Raw genomic sequence first — 24989 nt, 5'->3', positions numbered from 1 at the left:
GGGGATTTCTTTACGGGCCTGCAAAGCCCATGACTATAACGGGACTCGATGGGTGACGCGCTGCTGCCTTTCCCTCTGTGCCGCGAGCCGGTATTGTCGCAGCCAGCGACAGGTCAATGACAACGAATCAGCCACCGGCTGCGTTTCATTGCCACCTGAAGATGTCCGTTACTCTCGAGATCAAGGAATCGCATTCCATGCGTGTCGCCATACTGGACGATGAACCGGCCGAGCTACGCCGGGTAGAACAGACCCTGCAACAAATCCCCGGCAGGGGCGAGCAAGCCTGGACCCTGCACAGCTTTGAGCGAGGCGACGACTTGTTGCGGCAACTGCGCCGGGAAACCTTCGACCTGTTGATCCTCGACTGGCAACTGCCGGACATCAGCGGGCTTTCATTGCTGCGCTGGACCCGCGAGCACATGGATTCGCCACCGGCCGCCATCATGCTGACCAGCCGAGACGGCGAACACGACATCGTCCAGGCCCTCAACGCCGGTGCTGACGACTATGTGAGCAAACCCTTCCGGCCCAACGAGCTCAAGGCCCGGGTCACCGCTGTGTTGCGCCGTCACAACCTGCAACGCGCGCCCGCCAGCGATGTGCTGGTGTTCAACGACCTGGCGTTCGACGACGCCGAGCTGACCATTACCCGCGCCGGCATACCCATCAGCCTGACCGAGCGGGAATACCGCCTGGCCCGGTGCCTGTTCGCCAACCTGGGCCGGCCGCTGTCTCGGGAGTATTTCTATGAACGCTTCTGGACCCACGAGGAAATGACCTCGTCCCGCCCGCTCGACACCCACATCTATCGCCTGCGCAACAAGCTCGGCCTGACGGCAGACCGGGGTTGGCAATTGCTGACGATTTATGGGTATGGGTATCGGCTGGAGAGCGTGACGGCGGGGAGCGAAGCGTCTGTCGCGAGTTAGTTATTTGATTACATCCGTGGCGAGGGGATAAATCCCCTCGCCACAATGGATATCAACCGATCGTCTGCACCAGGCTTCCTGCCTTAGCGATCCGGCGGCGCTGTATCAGCAAACCGGACACCACCACCAAAACACTCAGCAGCCCCGTCGCCAGGATCTCCACACGATGGGCTTCCTGGAACAGCATGATGGTCAAGGCTCCCACGATGAAGACAATCACCGCGTAGGTCAGGCCGGGGAACAGCCACATGCTGAAGGCGACTTTTTCACCACGCGCCATGCGTTGTTTGCGCATGCGCAGCTGCGAAATCGCGATGACCAGGTACACCAGCAACGCAATGGCGCCGGAGCTGGCCAGGAGGAAATCAAACACAGCAGCCGGCGCCACGTAGTTGGCGAATACCGCCAGGAAGGCCGCCACGGTCGACAGCATCACCGCCCAGTAAGGTGTACCGCTCTTGTTGGTGCGCTGGGAAACGGCCGGCGCATCACCACGCTTGCCCAACGAGAACATCATCCGCGAAGCCGTATACAGCGCCGAGTTCAGGCAGCTCGTAACTGCCACCAGAACGACGATATCGACGATCAGTTTGGCATTGGGGATGCCCATGCGCTCCAACACCGTCTGGTAGGAACCGACGCTGGCCAGGAGCGGATCGTTCCACGGCACCAGGGCGACAACGATGAAGATAGAGACAAGATAGAACAAGCCAATCCGCCAGATAACCGAGTTGGTCGCCTTGGAAATCTGCTGGCCAGGGTTCTTCGATTCGGCCGCCGCGATGGTCACGATCTCGGTGCCCATGAACGAAAACATGGTGGTCAGGATTGCCCCCAACACCGCGCCCATACCGTTGGGCAGGAAGCCCTGGGTGTCGAACAGGTGCGAAACACCGCTGACCTGGCTGGTGGGCAGCACGCCGAAGATCGCCATCACACCAAGACCGATGAAGCCGATGATCGCCACTACCTTGACCAAGGCGAACCAGAATTCGAACTCCCCGTAATTCTTCACGCTGAACAGGTTGGTGACCGTCAGCAGCAGGGTGATGACCAAGGTGAAGGCCCAGATCGCCACGTTCGGAAACCAGGCATGCAGGATCGTCGCGGCGGCGTTGGCCTCCAGCGGAATAACCAGCACCCAGAACCACCAGTAGAGCCAGCCGATGGTGAAACCGGCCCAATGACCAATCGCACGGTCAGCATAGGTGGAGAAGGAACCGGTGTCGGGCGAGGCCACCGCCATTTCGCCCAGCATCCGCATCACCAGCACCACCAGGGCACCCGCGGCAGCGTAAGCCAGCAGCACGGCTGGACCGGCCGCCGCGATGGCGTGGCCGGAGCCAACGAAAAGGCCAGCGCCGATGACGCCGGCGATGGATAGCATCGTCACATGCCGGGGTTTGAGCCCTTGCTCCAGATGATTGGAAGTTTGCGTACCGCTCATTGAGACTACCCTTGGTGTTGGATTTATTCGTGTCACCTCGTACCCACCGCTCCCCTGTCAATTTAAAGAAACGATGTGTAATTTATTCAACACGCAAGTTCTGCGCCAGAAAATCTGAGGCCCCGTTATCCGGGGCTCTCACTCAATTCCTAACCTATTGAGCATGAAGGCTTTGTGCCAAGGTGTTACCGAGTTACCCCGTTTTTTATCCACAGGCCTGAAAAGGGTGCACGTTTTTCAAACGTAAAAAAAAGCCAACGCATAAGCGTTGGCTTTTTTTTGGAGCGGTGCTGCTGAAGGGATCAGAAATCCAGGTTGGATACCGCCAGCGCATTGCTCTCGATGAAGTCACGACGAGGCTCGACCGCATCACCCATCAGGGTGTTGAAGATCTGGTCCGCGCCAATGGCGTCTTCGATGGTGACTTTCAGCATCCGGCGCGAGCCTGGGTCCATGGTGGTTTCCCACAGCTGATCCGGGTTCATCTCACCCAGACCTTTGTATCGCTGGATGGTGTGGCGCTTGGTGCTTTCGGCCATCAGCCATTCAAGGGCTTCCTTGAACTCGGTCACGGCTTTCTTGCGCTCACCCCGTTGGATGTACGCACCGTCGTCCAGCAGCGTGCTCAGTTGCGCGCCGAGGGATACGACGGTCTTGTAGTCGTTGCTGCCGAAGAAGTCGCGGTTGAAGGTGACGTAGTTCGACAGGCCGTGGGAGATCAGCTCGACCTCCGGCAGCCAGACGTTACGTTCACGGTCTTCACGCAGGCTGGCTTTGTAGACCAGGCCGGATTTTTCCACGGTGCGCAGGCGTACTTCGTACTGGGCCAGCCAATCCTGCATCGCTGCGTGATCGGACAGTTGCTCCAGGCTTACGGCGGGCAGGTAGATGAAGTGCTCGGTCAGTTCCTGTGGGTACAGGCGCGACAGACGCTTGAGGGTCTTCATCACCAGGCGGAAGTCATTCACCAGGCGCTCGAGGGCTTCACCGGAAATGCCTGGGGCATCTTCGTTCAGGTGCAGGCTCGCGTCTTCCAGGGCCGACTGCGTCATGTACTCTTCCATGGCGTCGTCGTCTTTGATGTATTGCTCTTGCTTGCCTTTCTTGACCTTGTACAGCGGCGGCTGGGCGATGTAGATGTAGCCGCGCTCGATCAGCTCCGGCAACTGACGGAAGAAGAACGTCAGCAGCAGGGTACGGATGTGCGAACCGTCGACGTCAGCATCGGTCATGATGATGATGTTGTGATAGCGCAGCTTGTCGATGTTGTACTCTTCGCGGCCAATGCCGCAGCCCAACGCCGTGATCAAGGTGCCGACTTCCTGGGAGGAAATCATCTTGTCGAAGCGCGCCTTCTCGACGTTGAGAATCTTGCCCTTGAGCGGCAGGATGGCCTGGGTACGGCGGTTGCGGCCCTGCTTGGCGGAACCGCCAGCAGAGTCACCTTCCACCAGGTACAGCTCGGACAGGGCAGGGTCCTTTTCCTGGCAGTCAGCCAGTTTGCCCGGCAGGCCGGCGATGTCCAGCGCGCCTTTGCGGCGGGTCATCTCACGGGCCTTGCGCGCCGCTTCACGGGCACGAGCGGCGTCGATCATCTTGCCGACCACCAGCTTGGCTTCGTTCGGGTTTTCCAGCAGGAAGTCGGAGAAGTACTTGCCCATCTCCTGTTCGACCGCGGTCTTCACTTCGGAAGACACCAACTTGTCCTTGGTCTGGGAGCTGAACTTCGGATCCGGCACTTTCACCGAGATGATCGCGGTCAGGCCTTCACGGGCATCGTCACCGGTGGTGGCGACTTTGTGCTTCTTCGCCAGGCCTTCCTGTTCGATGTAGGTGTTCAGGTTGCGGGTCAGCGCCGAACGGAAGCCCACCAGGTGAGTACCGCCGTCGCGCTGCGGGATGTTGTTGGTGAAGCACAACAGGTTCTCGTTGAAGCTGTCGTTCCACTGCAGGGCGATTTCCACGCCGATGCCGTCTTCACGCTGGACGTTGAAGTGGAACACCTGGTTGACCGGGGTCTTGTTGGTGTTCAGATACTCAACGAACGCACGCAGGCCACCTTCGTACTTGAACAGCTCTTCCTTGCCACTGCGCTCGTCCTTGAGGACGATGCCGACACCGGAGTTGAGGAAGGACAGTTCACGAATCCGCTTGGCCAGGATGTCCCAGCTGAAGTGGATGTTCTTGAAGGTTTCGCTCGAGGCCTTGAAGTGAATCTGGGTGCCGGTGCTTTCGCTGTCACCAACGATCGCCATGGGTGCCTGGGGCACGCCGTGGATGTAGGTCTGCTCCCAGATCTTGCCGCTGCGGCGAACGGTCAGGACCAGCTCTTCCGACAGTGCGTTCACTACCGAAACACCTACGCCGTGCAGGCCGCCAGAGACCTTGTAGGAGTTGTCGTCGAACTTACCGCCTGCGTGGAGGACGGTCATGATGACCTCGGCGGCGGAAACGCCTTCCTCTTTATGCACGTCTACCGGGATGCCACGGCCGTTGTCGCGAACGGTGATGGACTCATCCGGGTGGATGATGATGCTGATGTCGTCGCAATGGCCGGCGAGGGCTTCGTCGATGGAGTTGTCGACCACCTCGAACACCATGTGGTGCAGGCCGCTACCATCGTCGGTGTCACCAATGTACATACCGGGACGTTTGCGTACGGCATCCAGGCCTTTCAGCACTTTAATGCTCGTTGAGTCGTACGTATTTTCTTCGCTCAATGCCTTCACTCCCGATGGTCGTGGGTCTGGGTGATACGGCCCTGTTCCACGTGGAACAGAGCGACTGGCGTTTCCGTCTGCCAGCCTTCCCTCAATAATTCGTGATCTACACAGGTGATGAAAACCTGGCAGCGTAAGTCTTCCAGCAAGCGGCATAGTGCGCGGCGGTGGGCTTCGTCCAGCTCGGACGGCAAGTCATCCACCAGATAAATACACTGACCGCGGCGGGCCTGGCTGACCAGATGCCCCTGGGCGATACGCAAGGCACACACCACCAACTTCTGCTGCCCCCGGGACAAGATGTCCGCGGCGTTATGTGCGCCCAATCTGAGGCGCAAGTCAGCACGTTGTGGTCCGGCCTGGGTATGGCCCATCTGCTGGTCGCGCTGCAGCGAGCCAGCCAACACGGTGCTCAGTTCCCGGTCCTTGTCCCAGCCTCGGTAATAGCTGAGCGTCAGGCCCTCAAGCTCAACCAGTTCGCTCAAGGTCTGCTCGAAGACCGGTTTCAAGGCTTTGATGTAAGCGCGGCGGTATTCATCGATTTCAGCGCTGGCCTGGCACAGTTCCCTGTCCCAAACCGCTTGCGAAACGGCGTCAAGTGTACCATGTCGCAGCCAAGAGTTTCGCTGGCGCAGCGCCTTCTGCAGGCGTTGCCAAGTGGTCATGAAGCGCGGTTCCACGTGGAACACGCCCCAGTCGAGAAATTGCCGGCGAATCTTCGGTGCGCCCTCCAACAGACGGAAGCTGTCCGGGTTGATCAACTGCAATGGCAGGATCTCTGCCAGCTGAGCAGCGCTGCGAGCGTTCTGCCCATCGATGCGGATCTGGAACTCGCCTTGCCTGTCCCGCGATATCCCCAGGGCGCTGTGGCCGCCTTCAGCCAGTTCCACCTGCCCGAACACCGTGCATGCCAGTTGATCGTACTGGATGACCGGTAACAGGCGGGTGCTGCGAAACGAACGGGCAAGCCCGAGCAGGTGCACGGCTTCCAGGACGCTGGTTTTGCCGCTGCCGTTGGCGCCGTAAAGGATATTGATGCGGGGGGAAGGGGAGAAGGTCACCGGGTGCAGATTGCGCACCGCGGTGACCGAGACGCGACTTAAGGACATCTAGCTGGTTACAGACGCATCGGCATGACAACGTAAGCCGAATCGTCGTTATCGGACTCCTGCACCAGCGCACTGCTGTTGGAGTCGGACAGGATCAGACGCACTTGCTCGGTGGTCATCACGCCCAGCACGTCGAGCAGGTAGCTGACGTTGAAGCCGATTTCCAGGGAGCCGCCGTTGTACTCAACGCCTACTTCTTCTTCCGCTTCTTCCTGCTCCGGGTTGTTCGCCTGGATCTTCAGCTGACCATTGGCCAGTTGCAGGCGGATGCCACGGTACTTCTCGTTGGACAGGATCGCGGTACGGCTGAAAGCTTCGCGCAGCGCCTGGCGATCGCCCAGGACCAGCTTGTCGCCACCTTTTGGTAGCACGCGCTCGTAGTCAGGGAACTTGCCGTCCACCAGCTTCGACGTGAAGGTGAACTCGCCAGTGGTGGCGCGGATGTGGTGCTGGCCCAGCACGATGCTGACGTTGCCGTCCGGCTCGGTCAGCAGGCGGGCCAACTCCAGGATACCTTTGCGCGGCACGATCACCTGGTGGCGATCCGGCTGACCGATATCGGCCTGCATCGAGCACATGGCCAGGCGGTGGCCGTCGGTGGCGACGGCGCGGATGACGCCGGCCGACACTTCCAGGAGCATGCCGTTGAGGTAATAACGCACGTCCTGCTGGGCCATGGCGAAACTGGTGCGTTCGATCAGGCGACGCAATTTGCTCTGGTCCAGGCTGCAGGTCAGCGAACCCGGGCCTTCTTCAACGGTCGGGAAATCGTTGGCTGGCAGCGTGGACAAGGTGAAGCGGCTGCGGCCGGCCTTGACCACGAGCTTCTGCTCATCGACCTTGATGTCGATCAGCGCGTCGTTGGGCAGGCTCTTGCAGATGTCCATCAGCTTGCGCGCCGGCACGGTGATGGAACCCGGATCGGCCGGTTCTTCAAGTTGCACACGACCGACCAGCTCGACTTCCAGGTCGGTACCGGTCAGCGACAATTGCTGGCCTTCGACAACCAGCAGCACGTTGGAAAGTACCGGCAAGGTCTGGCGGCGTTCGACGACGCCTGCGACCAGTTGCAGGGGTTTCAACAGGGCTTCGCGTTGAATGGTGAAATGCATGGTCTAGTCCCTTGCCTTAATAAGCTGCGCTGGTGGTCATCAAGTGGTCAGTGTACGCAGCAGGTTCTTGTAGTCCTCGCGGATGTCCGCGTCGGATTCCTTAAGTTCGTTGATCTTGCGGCAGGCGTGCAGCACGGTGGTGTGGTCGCGTCCGCCAAACACATCGCCGATTTCCGGCAGGCTGTGGTTGGTCAATTCCTTGGACAAGGCCATGGCCACCTGACGCGGACGTGCTACCGAACGCGAACGGCGTTTGGACAGCAGGTCGGAAATCTTGATTTTGTAGTATTCCGCAACGGTTCGCTGAATGTTATCCACAGAGACCAGTTTGTCCTGAAGCGCCAACAGGTCCTTCAAGGATTCGCGAATCAACTCGATGGTGATGTCACGGCCCATGAAGTGCGAGTGAGCGATCACCCGCTTGAGGGCACCTTCGAGCTCACGCACGTTGGAGCGGATACGCTGGGCGATGAAGAACGCGGCATCGTGAGGCAGCTCGACCTTGGCCTGGTCGGCTTTCTTCATCAGGATCGCGACCCGGGTTTCCAGCTCGGGCGGCTCGACGGCCACCGTCAGGCCCCAGCCGAAACGCGACTTTAGGCGCTCTTCAAGGCCTTCGATTTCTTTCGGGTAGCGGTCACTGGTGAGAATGACCTGCTGCCCGCCTTCAAGCAATGCGTTGAAGGTGTGGAAAAACTCTTCCTGGGAACGTTCCTTGCGGGCGAAGAACTGAATATCGTCGATCAGCAAAGCGTCCACCGAACGGTAGAAACGCTTGAACTCGTTGATCGCGTTCAGTTGCAGCGCCTTGACCATGTCGGCCACGAAACGCTCGGAATGCAGGTACACGACCTTGGCATTCGGGTTCTTCTTTAATAGGTGGTTGCCCACCGCATGCATCAAGTGGGTCTTACCCAAGCCTACGCCGCCATAAAGGAACAGCGGGTTATAGCCATGCTTGGGGTTGTCCGCGACCTGCCAGGCCGCAGCGCGAGCCAGTTGGTTGGATTTACCTTCGACGAAATTCTCGAAGGTAAAGGTCCGGTTCAGGTAGCTGGTGTGCTTGAGCGCACCTTCGACCTGGACGGTGCGCTGTTCGGCACGCACCGGAGCCTGCTGGGAGCTGGCACCGGCCATCGGGTCGAAGCTGTCCCGGGAGGGCTCTTCGCTGACCTCGGCGACCTTTTGTGCGTTGCGTTTGCTCGGGGCAGGCGCGGGTGCCGGGGCAACATGGTTGTTAACCGGTGCCGTTGCAGCCTGCTGGGCCTGTGACGCTGCGGCGGCCAGCGGCGCGTTGGGTGCGGCGCGCGGTGCCGAGCTGCGCTTGCTGCCTATTAATAAGGACAACGCAGGCGCCATGCCATTGCCATGCTCGTCGAGCAGTTCCATGACCCGGCCCAGGTACTTTTCGTTGACCCAGTCGAGAACGAAACGGTTCGGTGCATAGACACGCAACTCGTCGCCTTCGGCTTCGACCTGTAGTGGACGGATCCAAGTGTTGAATTGTTGGGCAGGCAGCTCATCGCGCAAAAGCTCCACGCACTGCTGCCAAAGTTCCACTGACACGGATATCCCCTAAGTTGAAAGCCGGTGAGGCAAAAACAAGCGGCCATTGTAGCGAGCAGACGCCCACTTATCCACATGCAGCTTGCTGATCGCCCATGATTTATCAATGCGTTAACCGCAAGAAAGACGACGGGCGGTCAGTGGATAAGCTCTGTGGATAACCGGGCCTGAGGTCGTTGCACAAGTGGGGGCGAAAGTCGGTGGATAACCGCCCTGTGGATAACATGGCATTCCACACACAGCTTATCCGACAGCGCAGCACAGGCTGGCCACTGCTTTCCCCTGTAGTTGTCATTCTCTGTACATGGCGGATTACAAGGCCTGCGCATGGTTATCCACAGACAGGTGGCTGCCTTGCTTTTATAAGCTTTACAGAAAAGCCTTAAATAATTCCCTTCTTTATTTCTATATCTAGCGTCGTGTGATGAATCCGCCCAAGCGTCCGGATATCTATTTAAAGGAAACGCTGGTTGGAAATTGACCTAGAGGCTTGCTTTCTCTAGAATCCCCGGTCTCTTAAAACGGGGGCCATTCCGGCCCGTTGTGGACGAACCAGGTAACACGACATGAAACGTACTTTCCAACCAAGCACTATCAAACGCGCTCGTACCCACGGTTTCCGTGCTCGCATGGCTACCAAGAACGGTCGTGCCGTCCTGTCGCGTCGTCGCGCCAAAGGTCGTGCGCGTCTGGCAGTTTGATAATCCGGCACTGGAGGTGAGTCAGGACTTCAGTCGGGAAAAGCGTCTGCTTACACCCCGGCATTTCAAGGCAGTCTTTGACTCCCCTACCGGCAAGGTTCCGGGGAAAAATCTCCTGCTCCTTGCGCGCAGTAACGATCTCGATCACCCCCGACTAGGGCTGGTTATCGGGAAAAAGAGCGTCAAGCTCTCTGTTCAGCGCAATCGCCTCAAACGTCTGATGCGCGAATCGTTTCGCCTGAACCAGGATTCACTGGTTGGATGGGACATTGTTATCGTCGCGCGCAAAGGTTTGGGTGACGTAGAAAACCCCGAATTGATTCAGCATTTCGGCAAGCTCTGGAAGCGTCTGGCCCGCAACAAGCCAGTACCAGCAGTCAACACCGAAACTGTAGGGGTAGACAGTCCCGATGCGTAAACTGGCACTCGTTCCGATCCAGTTTTACCGCTATGCCATTAGTCCTTTGATGGCCAGTCACTGTCGTTTCTACCCCAGTTGTTCCTGCTACGCGTACGAAGCCATAGAAAATCATGGCCTACTGCGCGGTGGCTGGCTGACCTTTCGTCGTTTAGGTCGCTGTCATCCGTGGAATCCCGGCGGTTATGACCCGGTTCCGCCTATCCCTACCTCCCGTTCTTCTTCGATGGCCGAGTAATCATGGATATCAAACGCACGATCCTGATCGTCGCCCTGGCAATCGTGTCCTACGTCATGGTCCTTAAATGGAACCAGGACTATGGCCAGGCTGCCCTGCCGACTCAGAATGTTGCAGCCAGCAATACCGCACCGAGCCTGCCGGATGCCCCAGTTGGCAACAATGCTGCCAGCAATGACGACATCCCGCGCGCGGCAAGCGATACCAGCGCTCCCGCCGAAGCCCCCGTGGCCGTAAGCAAAGATCTCATCCAGATCAAGACGGACGTGCTCGAGCTGGCAATCGATCCACAAGGTGGTGACGTCGCCCAGCTGAAGCTGCCGCTGTATCCGCGTCGCCAGGATCATCCGGAAATCCCGTTCCAGTTGTTCGACAACGGTAACGAGCGCACCTATCTGGCCCAAAGTGGCCTGATCGGTACCAACGGCCCGGATTCGAGCCCGGCCGGTCGCCCGGTCTACTCCGCCGAGAAGAAGACTTATCAACTGGCTGACGGTCAGGACCAACTGGTCGTGGACCTGAAGTTCAGCAAGGATGGCGTCAACTACATCAAGCGTTTCACCTTGAAACGTGGCTTGTATGACGTAACCGTCTCTTACCTGATCGACAACCAGAGCGCACAGCCCTGGTCCGGTGCGATGTTCGCGCAATTGAAGCGTGACGCCAGCTCCGATCCGTCTTCGAGCACTGCCACCGGCACCGCGACTTACCTGGGCGCCGCCCTGTGGACAAGTTCGGAGCCGTACAAGAAAGTCTCCATGAAGGACATGGACAAGGGCCCGCTCAAGGAAACCGTCCAAGGTGGCTGGGTTGCCTGGCTGCAGCACTACTTTGTAACAGCCTGGATCCCGCAAAAAGGCGACAGCAACGTCGTCCAGACGCGTAAAGACAGCAAAGGCAACTTCATCATCGGCTACACCGGCCCGACATTGACTGCCGCACCAGGTGCGAAAGCCGAAACCAGCGCCATTCTGTATGCCGGCCCTAAAAGCCAGGCCGTGCTGAAAGAGTTGTCCCCAGGCCTGGAACTGACCGTGGACTACGGTTTCCTGTGGTTCATTGCCCAGCCGATCTTCTGGCTGCTACAACATATCCACAGCATCGTCGGTAACTGGGGCTGGTCGATCATTTTCCTGACCATGCTGATCAAGGGTCTGTTCTTCCCATTGTCGGCCGCCAGCTACAAATCCATGGCTCGCATGCGCGCTGTGGCGCCGAAACTGGCCGCGCTGAAAGAGCAACATGGCGATGACCGGCAGAAAATGTCCCAGGCCATGATGGAGTTGTACAAGAAAGAGAAGATCAACCCGCTGGGTGGATGCTTGCCGATTCTTGTACAGATGCCCGTGTTCCTGTCGCTGTACTGGGTCTTGCTGGAAAGCGTGGAGATGCGTCAGGCACCGTTCATGCTGTGGATTACCGACCTGTCGATCAAGGATCCGTTCTTCATCCTGCCGATCATCATGGGCGCGACCATGTTCATCCAGCAGCAGCTGAACCCAACGCCTCCGGATCCGATGCAGGCGAAGGTCATGAAAATGATGCCAATCATCTTCACCTTCTTCTTCCTGTGGTTCCCGGCTGGTCTTGTGCTGTACTGGGTTGTGAACAACGTGTTGTCCATCACTCAGCAGTGGTACATCACGCGTAAGATCGAAGCGGCTACGAAAAAAGCCGAGGCGTAACTTGCTCTGTGGATAACCACACAAAACGCCCCCTAGTGGGGCGTTTTGCTATCTGTCACTTTTGTCTGGATACCGGTTTATGAGCGCTCCGCGTGAAACCATCGCCGCCGTTGCCACCGCCCAAGGTCGCGGCGGTGTCGGCATCGTCCGTATTTCGGGGCCCTTGGCCAGTGTCGCGGCCAAGGCTATCAGCGGTCGTGAACTCAAACCGCGGTTTGCTCATTACGGCCCGTTTTTCAGTGATGACCAGCAGGTCCTCGACGAGGGGCTGGCGTTATATTTCCCGGGGCCGAATTCGTTCACCGGCGAAGACGTACTGGAACTGCAAGGGCATGGCGGCCCCATCGTGCTGGACATGCTGCTCAAGCGTTGCCTGGAACTGGGCTGCCGCCTGGCCCGGCCGGGTGAGTTCAGTGAACGGGCATTCCTCAACGACAAGCTCGACCTGGCCCAGGCCGAGGCGATCGCCGATTTGATCGAAGCCAGTTCGGCACAAGCGGCACGCAACGCATTGCGGTCCTTGCAGGGTGCGTTTTCCCTGCGTGTGCATAACCTCACCGAACAATTGATTGGCCTGCGGATTTACGTCGAGGCGGCGATTGATTTCCCGGAAGAGGAAATCGACTTCCTGGCCGATGGTCACGTGCTGAGCATGCTGGATAAAGTGCGCGATGAGTTATCCACAGTACTGCGCGAAGCCGGGCAGGGCGCCTTGCTGCGCGATGGGATGACCGTGGTGATCGCTGGGCGGCCGAATGCCGGCAAGTCGAGCCTGTTGAATGCCCTGGCCGGGCGCGAGGCGGCGATTGTCACCGAGATCGCCGGCACCACCCGGGACATATTGCGTGAACATATCCACATCGATGGCATGCCACTGCACGTAGTGGATACCGCAGGTTTGCGCGACACTGATGACCAGGTGGAAAAAATCGGCGTTGAGCGGGCGCTCAAGGCCATCGGTGAAGCCGATCGGGTCCTGCTGGTGGTGGATGCCACCGCACCGGAAGCGGACGATCCATTTGCCTTGTGGCCTGAATTCCTCGAAGTCCGCCCGGATCCAGCGAAAGTCACCTTGATCCGCAACAAGGCCGACCTGACCGGGGAAGCGATTGTCCTTGAGGTCAGCAACGACGGCCATGTGACCATCAGCCTGAGCGCGAAGGCGGCGGGCGAAGGCCTGGAGTTGCTGCGTGAACACCTCAAGGCCTGCATGGGCTATGAGCAGACCTCGGAAAGCAGCTTCAGCGCCCGCCGGCGGCATCTTGAAGCCTTGCGCCATGCCAGCGCCGCCCTGGAACACGGTCGTGCGCAGCTGACCTTGGCGGGGGCGGGTGAGTTGTTGGCCGAAGACCTTCGCCAGACCCAACATTCCCTTGGGGAAATTACCGGCGCCTTCAGCTCCGATGACCTGTTGGGGCGGATCTTTTCCAGCTTCTGCATCGGTAAATAACCCCGACTTTCAAACCGGGTTTGTCCTCGAAGCCTCTCGAGTCCAACACAAACCCGGTTCCTCCCCTCTATTTTTGAAACGATTGCCCTTGATGGCGGCTTGCCTGTGGACGCTGCGACGGTCCATTGCGGCGGTTTTCTGTGGATTAAGCCCTGTGAATAACTGCCATTGAGGTCGGTTGATAAACCCCCTTCAAAACTGAAGATAACCGCCTCTGTGGATAACAGGCCCATTCATCCACAGGCTTACACCGGTTATCCAAGCCCCTCATTGCCACCTGATCACAGGGTTTTGAATCTCTGTACACACTGTAAATAAAGGCCTGTGTAACGTTATCCACAGATAAGTGGCTCAGTAAGAATAAACATAAAAACAAAGGTTTTATAAATTTCTTTCTTTTTAATTTCTTTAACCGCGACTTTTCCACAGCTGGTTAAATTTTGTGCAAAGGGTTCTTTAGGAAAGGGGAAGTCCCTATACTTGCCGACCTGGCTCGAAAAACGCTCTGGCCAGGCTCAAGACCTATTTCCGAATTACCTGAATTAAGCAGGCACGAGGTGCGTGGTGGATTTCCCTTCCCGTTTTGAAGTGATCGTCATCGGCGGCGGTCATGCCGGTACCGAGGCAGCACTTGCATCAGCACGCATGGGGGTAAAAACCCTGTTGCTGACGCATAACGTGGAAACCCTCGGTGCCATGAGTTGCAACCCTGCCATTGGTGGGATCGGCAAAAGCCACCTGGTCAAGGAAATCGATGCCCTGGGCGGCGCGATGGCCATGGCCACCGATAAGGGTGGTATCCAGTTTCGCGTATTGAACAGCCGCAAAGGCCCAGCCGTGCGCGCCACTCGCGCCCAGGCCGACCGAGTCCTGTACAAGGCCGCTGTCCGTGAAATCCTGGAAAACCAGCCGAACCTGTGGATATTTCAACAAGCGGCCGATGACCTGATCGTCGAGCAGGACCAGGTACGCGGTGTCGTCACGCAAATGGGCCTGCGGTTCTTCGCCGATTCCGTGGTGTTGACCACCGGGACCTTCCTTGGCGGACTTATCCACATCGGTTTACAGAATTTTTCCGGCGGTCGCGCCGGTGATCCGCCGTCGATTGCTCTGGCTCGCCGTCTGCGTGAGTTGCCATTGCGTGTCGGGCGCCTGAAAACCGGTACGCCACCTCGCATCGACGGCAAGTCCGTGGATTTCTCGGTGATGACCGAGCAGCCTGGCGATACGCCGATCCCGGTGATGTCGTTCATGGGCAACAAGGAACAGCATCCACGGCAAGTCAGTTGCTGGATCACCCACACCAACGCCCGCACCCACGAAATCATTGCGGCGAACCTCGATCGTTCGCCGATGTATTCCGCTGCCGGTGAAATCGAAGGTGTCGGCCCGCGCTATTGCCCGTCGATTGAAGACAAGATCCATCGCTTTGCCGACAAGGAAAGCCATCAGGTGTTCATCGAACCGGAAGGTTTGACCACCCATGAGTTGTATCCGAACGGGATATCCACAAGTCTGCCGTTCGACGTGCAATTGCAGATCGTGCAATCGATCCGTGGCATGGAGAACGCGCACATCGTGCGTCCGGGTTATGCGATCGAGTACGACTACTTCGATCCGCGTGATCTGAAGTACAGCCTGGAAACCAAAGCTATCGGCGGTCTGTTCTTCGCCGGGCAGATCAACGGCACCACCGGCTACGAAGAAGCGGGTGCCCAGGGTTTGCTCGCCGGAGCCAACGCCGCACTGCTCGCCAAGGGCAAAGAAGCCTGGTGCCCGCGTCGTGACGAGGCGTACATCGGTGTGCTGGTGGATGACCTGATTACCCTGGGCACCCAGGAACCGTATCGGATGTTCACATCCCGCGCCGAATACCGCCTGATCCTGCGTGAAGACAACGCCGACCTGCGCTTGACCGAGAAAGGTCGCGAACTGGGGTTGGTGGACGACGTGCGTTGGGCCGCGTTCTGCAAGAAACGCGAGAGCATCGAGCTGGAAGAGCAGCGCCTGAAAAGCACCTGGGTTCGTCCCGGTACCGAGCAGGGCGATGCCATTGCTGCGAAATTCGGCACGCCACTGACCCACGAATACAACCTGTTGAACCTCTTGAGCCGTCCGGAAATCGACTATGCCGGGCTGGTGGAAGTGACCGGCCAGGGTGCGGAAGATCCGCAAGTGGCCGAACAGGTCGAGATCAAGACCAAATACGCCGGTTACATCGACCGCCAGCAAGACGAAATCGCCCGTCTGCGCGCCAGTGAAGACACCAAGCTGCCTGTGGATATCGATTACACCGGCATTTCCGGGCTGTCGAAAGAAATCCAGAGCAAGCTCGGTGCGACCCGTCCAGAAACCCTGGGCCAGGCCTCGCGTATTCCAGGCGTTACGCCAGCGGCGATTTCCCTGTTGATGATTCATTTGAAAAAACGCGGCGCCGGCCGCCAGTTGGAGCAAAGCGCTTGAGTTCGATGGTCACCTCGCAACACGCTGAAGAGTTATCCACAGGTGCCCGTCAGCTCGGCGTCAACTTGACCGAAGCCCAGCACGCGCAATTGCTGGGTTATCTGGCGTTGTTGATCAAATGGAACAAGGCCTACAACCTGACCGCCGTGCGCGATCCGGATGAAATGGTCTCGCGCCATTTGCTCGACAGCCTCAGCGTCATGTCCTTCATCGAAAACGGTCGCTGGCTGGATGTCGGCAGTGGCGGGGGCATGCCGGGAATCCCGCTGGCGATCCTGTTTCCCGACTCGCAAGTGACCTGCCTGGACAGCAACGGCAAGAAAACCCGCTTCCTGACCCAGGTCAAACTCGAACTCAAACTGGATAACCTGCAAGTTATCCACAGCCGCGTCGAAGCGTTCCAGCCTGCCGAGCCGTTCAACGGGATCATCTCCCGGGCGTTCAGCAGCATGGAGAACTTCAGCAACTGGACTCGCCACCTGGGCGACGCCGATACGCGCTGGCTGGCAATGAAGGGCGTTCATCCAGCCGATGAGCTGGTAGCATTGCCGGCAGACTTCCACCTCGATAGCGAACACGCCTTGGCCGTACCCGGTTGCCAAGGCCAACGCCATCTGCTGATACTGCGCCGCACGGCATGATTGGGAACACAAGCAAGAATGGCTAAGGTATTCGCGATAGCGAACCAGAAGGGTGGTGTGGGCAAGACCACCACCTGTATCAACCTCGCAGCATCCCTGGTCGCGACCAAGCGCCGGGTGCTGTTGATCGATCTCGATCCACAGGGCAACGCCACCATGGGTAGCGGTGTGGATAAGCATGGCCTGGAAAACTCCATCTACGACGTCCTGATCGGCGAATGCGATCTGGGCCAGGCCATGCACTTCTCCGAACACGGCGGTTATCAACTGCTGCCGGCCAACCGTGACCTGACGGCGGCCGAAGTGGTGCTGCTGGAAATGCAGATGAAGGAAAGCCGTCTGCGCAGCGCCTTGGCGCCGATCCGGGAAAACTACGATTACATCCTGATCGACTGCCCGCCGTCGCTGTCGATGCTGACCCTCAACGCCCTGGTGGCGGCCGATGGGGTCATTATCCCCATGCAGTGCGAATACTTCGCATTGGAAGGCTTGAGCGACCTTGTGGATAACATCAAGCGCATCGCCGAACTGCTGAACCCGGACCTGAAGGTCGAAGGCCTGCTGCGGACCATGTACGACCCGCGCCTGAGCCTGATGAACGATGTTTCGGCCCAGCTCAAGGAACACTTCGGCGAGCAGCTCTACGACACGGTCATCCCGCGTAACATCCGTCTGGCCGAAGCGCCGAGCTACGGCATGCCGGCCCTGGCCTACGACAAACAATCCCGTGGTGCGCTGGCTTACCTGGCCCTGGCGGGCGAGATGGTTCGCCGTCAGCGCCGCAATCCACGCACCGCTGCAGCCCAGCCAACTTAAGGAAACCCCATGGCCGTCAAGAAACGAGGTCTCGGACGTGGACTGGATGCACTGCTCAGCGGTCCCACTGTCAGCTCGCTGGAAGAACAGGCCGTCCAGGTCGATCAGCGTGAGTTGCAGCATTTGCCGCTGGACCTGATCCAGCGCGGCAAATATCAGCCGCGTCGGGACATGGATCCGCAGGCGCTGGAAGAATTGGCCCAGTCGATCAAGAGCCAGGGCGTGATGCAGCCGATCGTGGTCCGGCCGATCGCCAATGGGCGCTTCGAGATCATTGCCGGCGAACGTCGCTGGCGCGCCAGCCAGCAGGCCGGCCAGGAAACCATCCCGGCAATGGTCCGCGATGTGCCGGATGAAACGGCCATCGCCATGGCGCTGATCGAGAACATCCAGCGTGAAGACCTCAACCCGATCGAGGAAGCCGTGGCCCTGCAGCGCTTGCAGCAGGAATTCCAGCTGACCCAGCAACAAGTTGCCGAGGCGGTGGGCAAGTCCCGCGTGACCGTGGCCAACCTGCTGCGCCTGATTGCGTTGCCGGAAGTCATCAAGACCATGCTGTCCCATGGCGACCTGGAAATGGGTCATGCCCGGGCGTTGCTCGGTTTGCCGGAAAATCAACAGGTTGAAGGGGCGCGACATGTTGTCGCACGCGGTCTGACTGTGCGCCAAACCGAGGCACTGGTTCGCCAGTGGCTGAGCGGCAAACCGGCCCCTGTCGAGGCACCCAAAACCGATCCTGATATCGCTCGCCTGGAACAACGCCTGGCCGAGCGCCTGGGCTCTGCGGTGCAGATCCGCCACGGAAAGAAGGGCAAAGGGCAATTGGTGATTGGTTACAACTCCCTCGATGAGCTGCAAGGTGTCCTTGCACACATTCGCTGAAACAATTGCTCTTGTAGCGCGCAGTCGGAAATCACTACCCGACAGTTGAATAGGGGCAGAACCGCCCCTATACTCTGCGCGCATTTTGTCGGCACAAATTATGCCAAGTTATTGAATTATGGCGGCCGACTATTGGAGAGCAAAAGCGATGGAAACCCGCACGCCAAACCGCTTGCCGTTCCATCGTCTGGCAGTTTTCCCGGTTTTGATGGCCCAATTCACCGTTGTACTGATCGCCGCATTGGCGCTTTGGCAATGGAAAGGAGTCGTCGCCGGATACTCAGGGCTTTGCGGAGGCCTGATAGCCTTGCTTCCCAATATTTACTTCGCTCACAGGGCCTTTCGGTTTTCCGGCGCCCGAGCAGCCCAGGCTATCGTCCGGTCTTTTTATGCCGGCGAGGCGGGGAAACTGATTTTGACGGCAGTGCTGTTTGCATTGACGTTCGCAGGTGTGAAGCCACTGGCGCCGCTGGCTGTATTCAGCGTCTTCGTGCTGACCCAACTGGTTAGCTGGTTCGCTCCCCTGCTAATGAGAACAAGACTTTCGAGACCTTAGGGCGTTTGAGGCAACCATGGCAGAGACAACCGCTTCGGGCTATATCCAGCACCACTTGCAGAACCTGACCTTCGGTCAGCTACCCAACGGCGGCTGGGGCTTTGCCCACTCCGCAGCAGAAGCCAAGGAAATGGGCTTCTGGGCTTTCCACGTCGATACCCTCGGCTGGTCGGTCGCATTGGGCCTGATCTTCGTTCTTCTTTTCCGCATGGCGGCAAAGAAGGCGACTTCCGGTCAGCCTGGTGCACTGCAGAACTTCGTTGAAGTACTGGTCGAATTCGTCGATGGCAGCGTGAAAGACAGCTTCCATGGCCGTAGCCCGGTGATCGCACCGCTGGCACTGACCATCTTCGTCTGGGTGTTCCTGATGAACGCCGTCGACCTGGTACCGGTCGACTGGATTCCTCAGCTGGCCATCCTGATCACCGGCGACCACCACATCCCATTCCGCGCCGTGTCGACCACCGACCCGAACGCAACCCTGGGCATGGCCTTCTCGGTCTTCGCACTGATCATTTTCTATAGCATCAAGGTCAAGGGCATCGGCGGCTTCATCGGCGAACTGACCCTGCACCCGTTCGGCAGCAAGAACATCCTGGTTCAAGCCCTGCTGATCCCGGTGAACTTCCTGCTCGAATTCGTGACCCTGATCGCCAAACCGATTTCTCTGGCACTGCGTCTGTTCGGCAACATGTATGCCGGCGAACTGGTGTTCATCCTGATCGCTGTGATGTTCGGCAGCGGCCTGCTGTGGCTCAGCGGCCTGGGTGTAGTCCTGCAATGGGCGTGGGCTGTGTTCCACATCCTGATCATCACCCTGCAGGCGTTCATCTTCATGATGCTGACCATCGTCTACCTGTCGATGGCGCACGAAGAAAACCATTAAGGCCAGTCTCGACTAGTCTGATGTCCTTCCCGGTCAAACGGGAAGGAGCCCGAACCGGGCTGAGAAACGATTTGTTTTACCGCTTTAATCTAAAAAACCTAAACCATACGACGTAAAAGTCGGGAGGAAAGATGGAAACTGTAGTTGGTCTAACCGCTATCGCTGTTGCACTGTTGATCGGCCTGGGCGCACTGGGTACCGCAATTGGTTTCGGCCTGTTGGGCGGCAAGTTCCTGGAAGGCGCAGCGCGTCAGCCAGAAATGGTTCCAATGCTGCAAGTCAAAATGTTCATCGTGGCCGGTCTGCTCGACGCCGTGACCATGATCGGTGTTGGTATCGCGCTGTTCTTCACCTTTGCGAACCCGTTCGTTGGTCAAATCGCTGGCTAATTACTCGGATGTCTCGAGTAGATTGGTGTGATGGACAACGTAACTGCGAGGTGTTGGCGTGAACATTAATGCGACCCTGATTGGCCAGTCCGTTGCGTTCCTGATTTTTGTACTGTTCTGCATGAAGTTCGTATGGCCTCCGGTCATTGCGGCATTGCACGAACGTCAAAAGAAGATCGCTGATGGTCTGGACGCTGCCAGCCGTGCAGCTCGCGACCTGGAGTTGGCCCATGAGAAAGTGGGTCAGCAACTGCGCGAAGCGAAGGCTCAGGCAGCTGAAATCATCGAGCAAGCCAAGAAACGCGGTACCCAGATTGTCGACGAAGCCCGTGAACAGGCTCGCGTCGAAGCTGACCGTGTGAAGGCTCAGGCTCAAGCCGAGATCGAACAGGAACTCAATAGTGTCAAAGACGCGCTGCGTGCCCAAGTGGGTGCCCTGGCCGTTGGCGGTGCTTCGAAGATCCTGGGTGCCACAATCGATCAAAACGCGCACGCAGAGCTGGTTAACCAACTGGCTGCTGAAATCTAAGCGAGGGCGATCATGGCAGAACTGACCACGTTGGCCCGACCTTACGCTAAGGCGGCCTTCGAGCACGCTCAGGCCCACCAGCAACTGGCCAATTGGTCAGCCATGCTCGGCCTGGCTGCAGCGGTGTCGCAAGACGACACCATGCAGCGCGTGCTCAAGGCCCCGCGACTGACGAGCGCAGAAAAGGCCGCCACGTTCATTGACGTGTGCGGCGACAAGTTCGATGCCAAGGCACAGAATTTCATTCACGTCGTTGCCGAAAACGACCGTCTCCTGCTTCTGCCGGAGATCGCCACTCTTTTTGACCTGTACAAGGCCGAGCAAGAGAAGTCGGTAGACGTGGAAGTGACCAGTGCTTTCGCATTGAACCAAGAACAGCAAGACAAACTCGCCAAGGTTCTCAGTGCACGACTCAACCGGGAAGTGCGCCTGCAAGTCGAGGAAGACAAGTCCCTGATAGGGGGCGTTGTAATCCGCGCCGGCGACCTGGTTATCGATGGCTCGATTCGCGGCAAAATCGCGAAACTTGCCGAAGCATTGAAATCTTGAGTTTGAAGGGGCAGCAGAGCAATGCAGCAACTCAATCCTTCCGAAATAAGTGAAATTATCAAGGGCCGCATCGACAAGCTCGATGTGACCTCCCAAGCCCGTAACGAAGGCACTGTCGTCAGCGTATCTGACGGTATCGTGCGGATTCACGGTCTGGCCGACGTCATGTACGGCGAGATGATCGAGTTTCCGGGCGGCGTCTACGGTATGGCCCTCAACCTGGAGCAAGACTCCGTAGGTGCCGTTGTACTGGGTTCCTACCAGTCGCTGGCCGAAGGCATGAGCGCCAAGTGCACCGGCCGCATCCTCGAAGTTCCGGTTGGTAAGGAACTGCTGGGTCGCGTCGTCGACGCACTGGGCAACCCTGTCGACGGTAAAGGTCCGCTGAACAACACCGAGACCGACGCGGTCGAGAAAGTTGCTCCTGGCGTGATCTGGCGTAAGTCGGTAGACCAGCCTGTACAGACTGGCTACAAGGCTGTCGATGCCATGATCCCTGTCGGCCGTGGCCAGCGTGAGCTGATCATCGGTGACCGTCAGATCGGTAAGACCGCTCTGGCGATCGACGCGATCATCAACCAGAAGAACAGCGGCATTTTCTGCGTCTACGTAGCCATCGGTCAGAAGCAATCGACCATCGCCAACGTGGTTCGCAAGCTGGAAGAAAACGGCGCCCTGGCCAACACGATCATCGTGGCGGCGAGCGCATCGGAATCTCCTGCGCTGCAGTTCCTGGCACCGTACTCCGGTTGCACCATGGGCGAATACTTCCGCGACCGCGGTGAAGACGCGCTGATCGTTTATGACGATCTGTCCAAGCAGGCAGTGGCTTACCGCCAGATCTCCCTGCTGCTGCGCCGTCCACCAGGCCGTGAAGCCTACCCAGGCGACGTGTTCTATCTCCACTCCCGTCTGCTGGAGCGCGCATCCCGCGTTTCGGAAGAGTACGTAGAGAAGTTCACCAACGGCGCAGTGACCGGCAAGACCGGCTCCCTGACCGCTCTGCCGATCATCGAAACCCAGGCTGGCGACGTTTCCGCGTTCGTTCCGACCAACGTGATTTCCATCACCGACGGTCAGATCTTCCTGGAATCGGCCATGTTCAACTCCGGGATCCGTCCTGCTGTGAACGCCGGTGTTTCGGTATCCCGTGTGGGTGGTGCCGCTCAGACCAAGATCATCAAGAAGCTGTCCGGTGGTATCCGTACCGCCCTGGCCCAGTACCGTGAACTGGCGGCATTCGCCCAGTTCGCTTCTGACCTGGACGAAGCGACCCGTAAGCAACTTGAGCATGGTCAGCGCGTTACCGAGCTGATGAAGCAGAAGCAATACGCACCAATGTCGATCGCTGACATGGCGCTGTCGCTGTATGCCGCTGAGCGTGGGTTCCTGACTGACGTTGAAATCGCCAAGGTCGGCAGCTTTGAACAAGCGCTGATTGCTTACTTCAACCGCGATCACGCCGACTTGTTGGCCAAGATCAACGTGAAGGGTGACTTCAATGACGAAATCGACGCTGGCATGAAAGCCGGTATCGAGAAGTTCAAGGCCACCCAAACCTGGTAAGCCGCAGCGGGAGTCGCAAGGCTCCCGCTTGCTAACCTGATAGGTGTTACATGGCAGGCGCAAAAGAGATTCGCAGTAAGATTGCGAGCATCAAAAGCACGCAAAAAATTACCAGCGCCATGGAAAAAGTGGCGGTCAGCAAAATGCGCAAGGCACAAATGCGCATGGCTGCTAGCCGCCCTTATGCGGAGCGCATCCGCCAGGTTATTGGTCATCTGGCCAACGCCAACCCGGAATATCGCCACCCGTTCATGATCGACCGTGCTATCAAGCGCGTCGGTTACGTCGTGGTGAGCAGTGACCGTGGTCTGTGTGGTGGCTTGAACACCAACCTGTTCAAGGCCCTGGTCAAGGACATGGCTGTAAACCGCGAACAAGGCGTCGAGATCGATCTGTGCGTGATTGGTAGCAAGGGTGCGGCTTTCTTCCGCAACTTCGGCGGCAACGTCGTCGCTGCTATCAGCCACCTGGGTGAAGAACCGTCGATCAATGACCTGATCGGCAGTGTCAAGGTGATGCTGGATGCTTACCTGGAAGGCCGGATTGACCGCCTGTCCGTGGTATCCAACAAGTTCATCAACACCATGACGCAACAGCCAACCGTGGAGCAATTGATCCCACTGGTGGCGACCCCGGAACAGGAACTCAAGCACCACTGGGACTATCTCTACGAACCGGATGCCAAGGAGCTGCTTGACGGCTTGATGGTCCGCTACGTGGAGTCGCAGGTCTACCAGGCGGTGGTCGAGAACAACGCAGCTGAACAAGCAGCGCGGATGATCGCGATGAAGAACGCTACCGACAACGCCGGTGATTTGATCAGCGATTTGCAGCTGATCTACAACAAGGCGCGTCAGGCTGCGATCACCCAAGAGATCTCGGAAATCGTCGGCGGCGCTGCCGCGGTTTAACGGTTCAAATATTCAGAGGATCCAGCTATGAGTAGCGGACGTATCGTTCAAATCATCGGCGCCGTTATCGACGTGGAATTTCCACGCGACAGCGTACCGAGCATCTACAACGCGCTGAAAGTACAAGGCGCGGAAACTACCCTGGAAGTTCAGCAGCAGCTGGGCGACGGCATCGTTCGTACCATTGCGATGGGTTCTACCGAAGGCTTGAAGCGCGGTCTGGACGTAATCGACTCTGGCGCTGCCATCTCCGTACCGGTCGGTAAAGCGACCCTGGGCCGGATCATGGACGTACTGGGTAACCCGATCGACGAAGCGGGTCCGATCGACACCGAAGAGCGCTGGGGCATTCACCGTCCTGCGCCATCCTTCGCTGAACAGGCAGGCGGCAACGACCTGCTGGAAACCGGCATCAAGGTTATCGACCTGGTTTGCCCGTTCGCCAAGGGCGGTAAAGTGGGTCTGTTCGGTGGTGCCGGTGTAGGCAAGACCGTAAACATGATGGAACTGATCCGTAACATCGCCATCGAGCACAGCGGTTATTCCGTGTTCGCCGGTGTGGGTGAGCGTACTCGTGAGGGTAACGACTTCTACCACGAGATGAAGGATTCCAACGTTCTGGACAAAGTGGCACTGGTCTATGGCCAGATGAACGAGCCGCCGGGAAACCGTCTGCGCGTAGCCCTGACCGGCCTGACCATGGCCGAGAAGTTCCGTGACGAAGGTAACGACGTTCTGCTGTTCGTCGACAACATCTACCGTTACACCCTGGCCGGTACCGAAGTATCCGCACTGCTGGGCCGTATGCCTTCGGCAGTAGGTTACCAGCCGACCCTGGCTGAAGAGATGGGCGTTCTGCAAGAACGTATCACTTCGACCAAGGAAGGTTCGATCACTTCGATCCAAGCGGTATACGTACCTGCGGATGACTTGACCGACCCGTCGCCAGCGACCACCTTCGCCCACTTGGACGCCACCGTCGTTCTGTCCCGTGACATCGCTTCCCTGGGTATCTACCCAGCGGTTGACCCACTGGACTCGACTTCGCGCCAGCTGGACCCGAACGTGATCGGCCAGGAGCACTACGACACCGCTCGCGGCGTCCAGTACGTGCTGCAGCGCTACAAAGAGCTGAAGGACATCATTGCGATCCTGGGTATGGACGAGCTGTCGGAAGCCGACAAGCAGTTGGTATCCCGCGCTCGTAAGATCCAGCGCTTCTTGTCGCAGCCGTTCTTCGTGGCTGAAGTCTTCACCGGTGCCTCGGGTAAATACGTTTCCCTGAAAGACACCATTGCTGGCTTCAAAGGCATCCTCAACGGTGACTACGACCACCTGCCAGAACAAGCGTTCTACATGGTCGGCGGCATCGAAGAAGCGATCGAGAAAGCCAAGAAACTGTAATCCCGGCGCCCGGCAACGG

Annotated in this window: 23 protein-coding genes; 18 read left to right on the top strand and 5 right to left on the bottom strand. The window is 58.3% G+C overall.

Annotated elements, in window-relative coordinates; translation table 11 throughout:
• The first annotated feature begins 197 nt into the window (after positions 1-197).
• Positions 198-932: a response regulator transcription factor gene (locus QMK47_RS00935; RefSeq protein WP_320389669.1), complete on the top strand. Its 735-nt coding sequence runs from the start codon at positions 198-200 to the stop codon at positions 930-932.
• 52 nt (positions 933-984) lie between these two features.
• Here QMK47_RS00935 and gabP read toward each other — a convergent pair whose 3' ends face one another.
• From gabP to dnaA, 5 genes are all read right to left on the bottom strand, one after another.
• Positions 985-2379 carry a GABA permease gene (gene gabP / locus QMK47_RS00930; RefSeq protein ID WP_320389668.1) on the bottom strand — a complete coding sequence of 465 codons (1395 nt, stop codon included), beginning with the start codon at positions 2377-2379 and terminating at the stop codon, positions 985-987.
• 302 nt (positions 2380-2681) lie between these two features.
• Positions 2682-5099: a DNA topoisomerase (ATP-hydrolyzing) subunit B gene (gyrB, locus tag QMK47_RS00925; RefSeq protein WP_253470577.1), complete on the bottom strand. Its 2418-nt coding sequence runs from the start codon at positions 5097-5099 to the stop codon at positions 2682-2684.
• A gap of 5 nt (positions 5100-5104) precedes the next feature.
• Positions 5105-6208: a DNA replication/repair protein RecF gene (gene recF, locus QMK47_RS00920; RefSeq protein ID WP_003196148.1), complete on the bottom strand. Its 1104-nt coding sequence runs from the start codon at positions 6206-6208 to the stop codon at positions 5105-5107.
• A gap of 8 nt (positions 6209-6216) precedes the next feature.
• A complete protein-coding gene (gene dnaN, locus QMK47_RS00915; RefSeq protein WP_003196145.1) occupies positions 6217-7320 on the bottom strand; it encodes a DNA polymerase III subunit beta in 1104 nt (367 codons plus the stop codon).
• A gap of 39 nt (positions 7321-7359) precedes the next feature.
• Positions 7360-8886: a chromosomal replication initiator protein DnaA gene (gene dnaA, locus QMK47_RS00910; protein ID WP_258690091.1), complete on the bottom strand. Its 1527-nt coding sequence runs from the start codon at positions 8884-8886 to the stop codon at positions 7360-7362.
• Positions 8887-9452: 566 nt separating this feature from the next.
• Here dnaA and rpmH point away from each other — a divergent pair.
• The 17 genes from rpmH (at position 9453) to atpD (ending at position 24970) form a co-directional block, all read left to right on the top strand.
• Complete coding sequence (rpmH, locus tag QMK47_RS00905) at positions 9453-9587, top strand: 50S ribosomal protein L34 (RefSeq protein ID WP_003213577.1); 135 nt, start codon at positions 9453-9455, stop codon at positions 9585-9587.
• Positions 9588-9603: 16 nt separating this feature from the next.
• Positions 9604-10005, top strand: a complete 402-nt coding sequence (rnpA, locus tag QMK47_RS00900; protein ID WP_003207107.1) for a ribonuclease P protein component — start codon at positions 9604-9606, stop codon at positions 10003-10005.
• The gene (gene yidD / locus QMK47_RS00895; protein WP_010465488.1) at positions 9998-10243 is read left to right on the top strand and encodes a membrane protein insertion efficiency factor YidD; all 246 of its coding nucleotides are present in this window, start codon (positions 9998-10000) and stop codon (positions 10241-10243) included. The genes rnpA and yidD overlap by 8 nt, the downstream gene beginning before the upstream one ends.
• Positions 10244-10245: 2 nt before the next feature.
• The gene (gene yidC, locus QMK47_RS00890) at positions 10246-11928 is read left to right on the top strand and encodes a membrane protein insertase YidC (protein ID WP_258690090.1); all 1683 of its coding nucleotides are present in this window, start codon (positions 10246-10248) and stop codon (positions 11926-11928) included.
• A 79-nt stretch (positions 11929-12007) separates the two neighbouring features.
• Positions 12008-13378, top strand: coding sequence for a tRNA uridine-5-carboxymethylaminomethyl(34) synthesis GTPase MnmE (mnmE, locus tag QMK47_RS00885; protein ID WP_320389667.1), 1371 nt, complete (start codon positions 12008-12010; stop codon positions 13376-13378).
• Positions 13379-13942: 564 nt separating this feature from the next.
• Positions 13943-15841 carry a tRNA uridine-5-carboxymethylaminomethyl(34) synthesis enzyme MnmG gene (gene mnmG / locus QMK47_RS00880; RefSeq protein WP_320389666.1) on the top strand — a complete coding sequence of 633 codons (1899 nt, stop codon included), beginning with the start codon at positions 13943-13945 and terminating at the stop codon, positions 15839-15841.
• Between the two features lie 5 nt (positions 15842-15846).
• Positions 15847-16482, top strand: a complete 636-nt coding sequence (rsmG, locus tag QMK47_RS00875; RefSeq protein WP_249877389.1) for a 16S rRNA (guanine(527)-N(7))-methyltransferase RsmG — start codon at positions 15847-15849, stop codon at positions 16480-16482.
• Between the two features lie 18 nt (positions 16483-16500).
• The gene (locus QMK47_RS00870) at positions 16501-17298 is read left to right on the top strand and encodes a ParA family protein (protein WP_003207100.1); all 798 of its coding nucleotides are present in this window, start codon (positions 16501-16503) and stop codon (positions 17296-17298) included.
• A 9-nt stretch (positions 17299-17307) separates the two neighbouring features.
• Entirely contained in the window at positions 17308-18180 is an 873-nt protein-coding gene (locus QMK47_RS00865) for a ParB/RepB/Spo0J family partition protein (protein ID WP_003207098.1), read from the top strand.
• Positions 18181-18328: 148 nt separating this feature from the next.
• Positions 18329-18736: a F0F1 ATP synthase subunit I gene (locus QMK47_RS00860; protein WP_013694636.1), complete on the top strand. Its 408-nt coding sequence runs from the start codon at positions 18329-18331 to the stop codon at positions 18734-18736.
• A gap of 16 nt (positions 18737-18752) precedes the next feature.
• On the top strand, positions 18753-19622 hold the full coding sequence (gene atpB / locus QMK47_RS00855) for a F0F1 ATP synthase subunit A (RefSeq protein ID WP_214511126.1): 870 nt from the start codon (positions 18753-18755) through the stop codon (positions 19620-19622).
• Between the two features lie 131 nt (positions 19623-19753).
• Complete coding sequence (gene atpE / locus QMK47_RS00850; RefSeq protein WP_003097235.1) at positions 19754-20011, top strand: F0F1 ATP synthase subunit C; 258 nt, start codon at positions 19754-19756, stop codon at positions 20009-20011.
• Positions 20012-20069: 58 nt separating this feature from the next.
• Positions 20070-20540: a F0F1 ATP synthase subunit B gene (locus QMK47_RS00845; RefSeq protein WP_003187193.1), complete on the top strand. Its 471-nt coding sequence runs from the start codon at positions 20070-20072 to the stop codon at positions 20538-20540.
• A 12-nt stretch (positions 20541-20552) separates the two neighbouring features.
• Entirely contained in the window at positions 20553-21089 is a 537-nt protein-coding gene (locus QMK47_RS00840) for a F0F1 ATP synthase subunit delta (RefSeq protein WP_003207094.1), read from the top strand.
• 21 nt (positions 21090-21110) lie between these two features.
• Complete coding sequence (atpA, locus tag QMK47_RS00835; RefSeq protein ID WP_003207093.1) at positions 21111-22655, top strand: F0F1 ATP synthase subunit alpha; 1545 nt, start codon at positions 21111-21113, stop codon at positions 22653-22655.
• Between the two features lie 50 nt (positions 22656-22705).
• Positions 22706-23566, top strand: a complete 861-nt coding sequence (gene atpG / locus QMK47_RS00830; RefSeq protein WP_003207090.1) for a F0F1 ATP synthase subunit gamma — start codon at positions 22706-22708, stop codon at positions 23564-23566.
• Positions 23567-23593: 27 nt separating this feature from the next.
• Positions 23594-24970, top strand: coding sequence for a F0F1 ATP synthase subunit beta (gene atpD / locus QMK47_RS00825; protein WP_003207089.1), 1377 nt, complete (start codon positions 23594-23596; stop codon positions 24968-24970).
• Positions 24971-24989 lie beyond the last annotated feature (19 nt).

It is taken from the genome of Pseudomonas sp. P9_35, assembly GCF_034008205.1.
Lineage (GTDB): Bacteria > Pseudomonadota > Gammaproteobacteria > Pseudomonadales > Pseudomonadaceae > Aquipseudomonas > Aquipseudomonas kilonensis.
The sequence above is the reverse complement of the archived record's forward strand: the minus strand, read 5'-3'. Positions and strand labels throughout refer to the sequence as shown.

Excerpts from the sequence above, each read along its gene's own strand:
- atpB (WP_214511126.1), top strand. The coding sequence starts at position 18,753 with ATGGCAGAGACAACCGCTTCGGGCTATATCCAGCACCACTTGCAGAAC.
- atpD (WP_003207089.1), top strand. The coding sequence starts at position 23,594 with ATGAGTAGCGGACGTATCGTTCAAATCATCGGCGCCGTTATCGACGTG.
- recF (WP_003196148.1), bottom strand. The coding sequence starts at position 6,208 with ATGTCCTTAAGTCGCGTCTCGGTCACCGCGGTGCGCAATCTGCACCCG.
- QMK47_RS00870 (WP_003207100.1), top strand. The coding sequence starts at position 16,501 with ATGGCTAAGGTATTCGCGATAGCGAACCAGAAGGGTGGTGTGGGCAAG.
- dnaN (WP_003196145.1), bottom strand. The coding sequence starts at position 7,320 with ATGCATTTCACCATTCAACGCGAAGCCCTGTTGAAACCCCTGCAACTG.
- QMK47_RS00865 (WP_003207098.1), top strand. The coding sequence starts at position 17,308 with ATGGCCGTCAAGAAACGAGGTCTCGGACGTGGACTGGATGCACTGCTC.
- yidD (WP_010465488.1), top strand. The coding sequence starts at position 9,998 with ATGCGTAAACTGGCACTCGTTCCGATCCAGTTTTACCGCTATGCCATT.
- atpG (WP_003207090.1), top strand. The coding sequence starts at position 22,706 with ATGGCAGGCGCAAAAGAGATTCGCAGTAAGATTGCGAGCATCAAAAGC.
- rsmG (WP_249877389.1), top strand. The coding sequence starts at position 15,847 with ATGGTCACCTCGCAACACGCTGAAGAGTTATCCACAGGTGCCCGTCAG.
- QMK47_RS00860 (WP_013694636.1), top strand. The coding sequence starts at position 18,329 with ATGGAAACCCGCACGCCAAACCGCTTGCCGTTCCATCGTCTGGCAGTT.
- atpA (WP_003207093.1), top strand. The coding sequence starts at position 21,111 with ATGCAGCAACTCAATCCTTCCGAAATAAGTGAAATTATCAAGGGCCGC.
- mnmE (WP_320389667.1), top strand. The coding sequence starts at position 12,008 with ATGAGCGCTCCGCGTGAAACCATCGCCGCCGTTGCCACCGCCCAAGGT.
- QMK47_RS00840 (WP_003207094.1), top strand. The coding sequence starts at position 20,553 with ATGGCAGAACTGACCACGTTGGCCCGACCTTACGCTAAGGCGGCCTTC.
- atpE (WP_003097235.1), top strand. The coding sequence starts at position 19,754 with ATGGAAACTGTAGTTGGTCTAACCGCTATCGCTGTTGCACTGTTGATC.
- gabP (WP_320389668.1), bottom strand. The coding sequence starts at position 2,379 with ATGAGCGGTACGCAAACTTCCAATCATCTGGAGCAAGGGCTCAAACCC.
- yidC (WP_258690090.1), top strand. The coding sequence starts at position 10,246 with ATGGATATCAAACGCACGATCCTGATCGTCGCCCTGGCAATCGTGTCC.
- rpmH (WP_003213577.1), top strand. The coding sequence starts at position 9,453 with ATGAAACGTACTTTCCAACCAAGCACTATCAAACGCGCTCGTACCCAC.
- QMK47_RS00935 (WP_320389669.1), top strand. The coding sequence starts at position 198 with ATGCGTGTCGCCATACTGGACGATGAACCGGCCGAGCTACGCCGGGTA.